The organism is Streptomyces sp. (genome assembly GCF_031181555.1).
GTDB lineage: Bacteria > Actinomycetota > Actinomycetes > Streptomycetales > Streptomycetaceae > Streptomyces > Streptomyces fimbriatus.
On record NZ_JAPSKQ010000083.1, the window covers coordinates 1 to 5009 of the forward strand.

5 protein-coding genes are annotated in these 5009 nt (G+C 75.6%); 3 read left to right on the forward strand and 2 right to left on the reverse strand.

What is annotated here, in order from left to right:
- Positions 1–295: 295 nt before the first annotated feature.
- Together RIM90_RS18120 and RIM90_RS18125 are read right to left on the reverse strand one after the other, a co-directional pair.
- Positions 296–1366: a Ku protein gene (locus RIM90_RS18120; RefSeq protein WP_309061776.1), complete on the reverse strand. Its 1071-nt coding sequence runs from the start codon at positions 1364–1366 to the stop codon at positions 296–298.
- 96 nt (positions 1367–1462) lie between these two features.
- A complete protein-coding gene (locus tag RIM90_RS18125) occupies positions 1463–2266 on the reverse strand; it encodes a nuclease-related domain-containing protein (protein ID WP_309061753.1) in 804 nt (267 codons plus the stop codon).
- Positions 2267–2385: 119 nt separating this feature from the next.
- Here RIM90_RS18125 and RIM90_RS18130 point away from each other — a divergent pair, with 119 nt between their 5' ends.
- The 3 genes from RIM90_RS18130 to RIM90_RS18140 all read left to right on the forward strand — a co-directional run bounded on the left by RIM90_RS18130 (position 2386) and on the right by RIM90_RS18140 (position 5000).
- Positions 2386–2892 (forward strand): protein phosphatase, encoded by a 507-nt coding sequence (locus RIM90_RS18130; RefSeq protein ID WP_309061754.1) that lies wholly within the window; start codon positions 2386–2388, stop codon positions 2890–2892.
- Between the two features lie 84 nt (positions 2893–2976).
- Entirely contained in the window at positions 2977–3735 is a 759-nt protein-coding gene (locus tag RIM90_RS18135) for a hypothetical protein (RefSeq protein ID WP_309061755.1), read from the forward strand.
- Positions 3732–5000, forward strand: a complete 1269-nt coding sequence (locus tag RIM90_RS18140; protein ID WP_309061756.1) for an ATP-binding protein — start codon at positions 3732–3734, stop codon at positions 4998–5000. The genes RIM90_RS18135 and RIM90_RS18140 overlap by 4 nt, the downstream gene beginning before the upstream one ends.
- Positions 5001–5009: the final 9 nt, after the last annotated feature.

Below are 5009 nucleotides of genomic sequence, written 5' to 3' on the forward strand. Positions count from 1 at the left end.
CCGGTCAGCCCGTGCCCTCCGGCGCTCCTGGGGCGCCGCCGCCGGTCCCGCCCGCGGTCGCCGTCCCCGTCGGTGGTCGCGTCGGGGTGACGGCCCAGGTCCAGGAGGGCGGACGGACCGGGGCCGGGAGCCGGGGTCGCCGGGCTCCGGCCCGGCGTGTCCGGCGCGGCGGCCGGAAGGTGACAGTCCTTTCCGGGGCCCCCGGTGTGCGGCGTGAACACGACGACCGCCGGCGCGCAGGCCACCGTGGCCGCCGCGCGGGCGCGGATCCCGGCGGGGCGGAGCCCGCGGCGGATCAGGCGGAGCGCTTGGGGGAGGACGCCCTCTTCTTCGCCGGGGCCTTCTTCACGGGGGTCTTCTTCGCCGCGCTCTTCGCGGGGCTCTTCGCCGTGCTCTTCGCGGGGCTCCGCGCCGCCGCCCTCTTCGCGTCCTGGCCCGCCGCCGCGGCCGGCTTCCCCGTCTGCGGCCTCTTCGCCGCAGACGTCGGCTTCCCGTCCCCGGCCTCCCGGGGGGCCGCGCGGGACGTCCGGCGCTGCGGCGGCCGCCCGCCCCCGGCCTCCGCCGGCTCGTCCGTCCCCCCGTCGCGGGACTCGCGGAGCGCGCGGACGCTCATCTCCAGGGCCGTCGTCAGGTCCAGGACCCTGACGCCGCGCTCCGGCTCGGGCGCCTCGGGCAGGGCCTCGCCGGAGATCTTGGCGGCGACGACCTCCTCCACCGCCTCGCGGTACTCGTCGCGCAGGTCCTCCAGCCCGACCTCGCCGAGGGCGTCCACCAGGGCGCCCGCGAGGTCCAACTCCCTGTCGCGGACGCCGACGTCCGTGCCGGGGGCGAGCCCTTCGGGGGCGCGGACCTCGTCCGGCCAGAACAGGCCGTGCAGGGCGATCGTGTCGCCGACCACGCGGAGCATGCCCAGACGTTCGCGGCCCCGCAGCGCGAACTTCGCGACGGCCACCTTGTTGCTGCGCCTCAGGGCCTCCCGCAGGAGCGCGTACGGCCTGGCGGCCGGCGCCCGGCCCGCCGCCAGGTAGTACGCGGCGCCCATCTGGAGCGGGTCGATGCTGTCCTCGGGGACGAAGGTCACGATCTCGATGGTCTTGGCGGTGGGGATCGGCAGGTGGGACAGGTCCTCGTCGGTGATGGGGATGATCGTGCCGTCCGACTCCTCGTAGCCCCTGCTGATCTCCTGGGCGGTGACCTCGCGGTCCTCCAGCTCGCAGAACTTGCGGTGGCGGATCCGGCCGCCGTCCTCCGTGTGGATCTCGCGGAAGGGGACCGCATGGCTCTCGGTGGCGTTCACCAGCTTGATCGGCACTCTGACCAGGCCGAACGAGATCACGCCGTTCCAGATGGACCTCACGTGCAGCACCTTTCCGGTCACCCGCCGATCGACGCTGCCATTTTGTCCCACTTTGCACGTTTTCTCACCACGGGGGTGCCGGTCACCGGGACGCAGGGGCGGGGCTCACACCCGTGCCCAGGTGTTCCGGTCCCGTGCCATCGCGTACAGGGCCTCCGCGTCGGCCGGTTTCAGCACTCCGCCGAGGCCGGCCAGGCCCGCCACCTCCCCGTCCGTCAGGACGCGCACCTCGCGCGGCGGGGCGAGGACCGACACGTGCGACGCGCCGACCGGCACGAGCACCGGGCGGACCTCGGCCGTCAGGGCGTAGGAGGCGCGGTCGGCGTCGGCCCGGACGCGGCGCAGGAGCGGCTGCGGTGCGTGGCGGCCCAGACCGACCCGGGGGCCGTCGACCGTCACCCGCTGCTTGTGGGCGTACAGGGAGTGGACGGCGTACAGGCCGCCGGGGCCGATGAGCAGGTGGTGGATGCGGTCGCCGCCCGGGAGCGGGACCGAGTGCAGGGTGTGCCAGCCCGCGCCGTCCATGCGGTCCAGGGCCTCGCCGACCGTCTGTTCCGCCGTGAGGGCCCTGCGGCGCGGGTCGGGGCGGAGGCGGCGGGCGGGGCCGGGGTCGCGGTCGAGGGCGACCAGCAGCGCCTCGCCGGGCCGGTTCGGCGCGAGGTCGTCGTCGGGGTGCAGGGAGAGGCGTGCCAGCTCGGCGGGGGTGGGGACCGGGGGCGGGCCGACCGAGACCGGGCCGGTGAGGAAGGGGCCCAGTGCTTCGAGGACGTCCTCCTCGCGGTCCGCGCCGAGCAGGTTGACCCGGGCCGCCTCGCGGTCGTACCAGGCGATGTTCCTGCCGTCCGGGAGGCAGACGTACAGCCGTTCCCGGCCGTGCCGCCAGGTCGGTATGACGCGCAGTCCGTTCATGCATCATCACCCCACGACCATGGGAACAGGCGGTCGAGCCGGGGGCAAGAAGACAGGGAAGCCGGTTACCTTGGAGAGGGGTTGGGCATGCCCACGGGCGGGATGGTGGGGAGGCGCCGTTGCGTACCCGCAGGAAGCGATCCGACGTGCCGGCCCCGGACAGCCCGTGGAACGAGGTCGTGCCCGGCCTGTGGATGGGCGGACACGAGTTCCGGGGTCTTTCCGGGCGGCTGGAGTTCGCGGTGGTGGGCCAGGAGTTCGATCTCGTGCAGACGCTGCTGCGCCTGCCCGGGCACGGGCCCGGGCCGGGGGTGGAGCACCATGTGTGGCCGATCCCCGACGGACCCCTCGACGGGACGCAGCTCGCGGGCGTCATCCGGCTGGCCGAGGCGGCGTGCGAGGCGCTGGACGGCGGCCGCACGGTCCTCGTCCGCTGTTACCACGGGTACAACCGCTCCGGCCTGGTCGTCGCGCACGCGCTGATGCGCCGCGGCAGCACCGCCGAGGCGGCGATCCGGCTGATCCGGGCCCGGCGCTCGCCCTGGGCCCTGCACAACGAGCTGTTCGTCGACTACCTGCGGGCGGGGCTCACCACGGCCCGGCTGCTGGAGGAGCTGACGGAGTAGGCGGGACGGGCGGCAGGCAAAAAGGACTTCCGCGCGAATAAGGTGTGCGCAGCCGACCGTGACCCCGAAGAGCCCAGGAGCGCAGTGCCCCCCAGCCGCCGTGTGCGCGCCCTCCGCCGTGTCGCCGCCGTCGCCCTGCTGTCGGCGGCGGCCATCGGCTGCGGGGACACCGGCGGCCTGCGCGGGGCCGGGGCGACGCCGACCGCCGTCAGTCCCGCGCGGCTGTGGCCGGATCTGCCCCCGGCGTCGAGTCCGGCCTTCGACCTCGGCGAGGTGGACACCGAGGTGGTGGAGGGCGTCGCCGTGCCGGACGGCGACATCCGCGCGGTGGACCCGGTGGCCGTCGTCCGCGCGGAGATCACCGCCCACCCGGACGACTACCGGGGCGACCGCGCCCCCTACCGCGAGACCGCCCGCCGCATGAGCGACTGCCCCGAGGGCGGTGAGGGCCAGGGCGGTGCGGCGGCCGGGTGCCCGCTCCTCGAGCCGCACTACCGCGACCTGACCGGCGACGGGCGCGACGACCTGACGCTGGGTTTCCGGCTGCTGCCCGAACAGCTGACCGCCGTACGCGTCTACACCGTCGACCCCGACGAGCACCGGCTCACGCAGGTCATGGCCTACGACGACGCCCTGAGCGGAGTCGAACTGGCCGGGCGGTCGGTGATCATCCGCTCCCCGTCCGAGGTCGCCGGGTACGAGTACCGGCTGCAGTGGACCTGGGACCCGGACCAGCGGGCGATGCTCCTCACGCACGACGAGATGCTGCGCATCGGGCATCCGGGGCCCACGCCGTCCGCGCGCCCCACGCCGTCCGCCCCCTCGCCGGCGGGCGCCCGGTGAGGCTCGCGCTCCCCCGGTGGACCGGCCCGCTCGCGGTGCGGGCCGCCGTCTTCATCACCGTGATGTGCTGCGCCCTCGCCGCCCTGCTCGGTGTGCTCGTGCACGTCCAGGTGACCGACCAGACCGTCGGCCGGGTGCGCGACGCCGCGCTCCGGCGGCTGACGGAGGCGACCGAGGCGTACGAGGCCGGGGAATCGCTGCGGCCCGGGGCGGGGGTGGATCCGCCGGGGCTCCCCGGAGAGCTGCGGGAGCTGGCCGTCGCCGGGGAGCGGGGTTCGATGGTGGCCGAGTACGAGGGACGGCCCACGATGTGGGCGGCTGGTCCCGTGGACGGACGGCGGGCGCTCGCGGTCCGGGTCGACTACTCCCAGGGCAAGCGCACCATCGACGGGCTGGACCGGGCCATCGTCTGGTCGTCGGCGACGGCGATCGGGGCCACGCTGCTGGTGGGAGCGTTCGCCGTGACCCGGGTGACGCGGCGGCTGCACACCACCGCGCGGGTGGCCCGGCGGATCAGCGCGGGCGATCTCGACGCGCGCGTCGACGACCCCCGGGCGAGGGACCGGAGCCGTCCGCAGGACGAGGTGGCCGCGGTCGCCGCCGCGCTGGACTCCATGGCGGCCTCGCTGCAGGGCAAGCTGCTCGCCGAACAGCGGTTCACCGCGGACGTGGCGCACGAGCTGCGCACCCCGCTGACCGGGCTGCACGCGGCGGCCGAGCTGCTGCCGCCGGGCCGCCCGACCGAGCTGGTGCGGGACCGGGTGGCGGCGCTGCGCACCCTCACCGAGGACCTGCTGGAGATCTCCCGGCTGGACACCGGACGGGAACGGCTGGAGCTGGACACCGAGCGGCTCGGGGAGCTGGCCCGGCGGGTGGTGCGGGCGTCGGGGAGCGACACGGAGGTCAGGGTCGTGCGGGACGCGTCCGTGACGACGGACCGGCGGCGGCTGGAGCGGGTGCTCGGCAATCTGGTCGCCAACGCGCACCGGCACGGGCGGGCGCCGGTGACGCTGACCGTCGACGGCCCGGTCGTCACCGTGCGGGACCACGGGGACGGCTATCCGGAGTACCTCCTCGCGCACGGGCCGCAGCGGTTCCGCACGGAGGGCGGGACGAAGGGGCACGGGCTCGGCCTGACGATCGCACGGGGACAGGCGGAGGTGCTCGGCGCCCGTCTGGACTTCGCCAATGCCCCGGAAGGCGGGGCGGTGGCCCGCCTGACGCTCCCTCACCCCGAGCCCGTCACCAGGGGCGACGCGGAGTAGGGCGGGAGC

Coding starts and splice junctions, on each gene's coding strand:
- RIM90_RS18125 (WP_309061753.1), bottom strand. CDS start 2,266: ATGAACGGACTGCGCGTCATACCGACCTGGCGGCACGGCCGGGAACGG.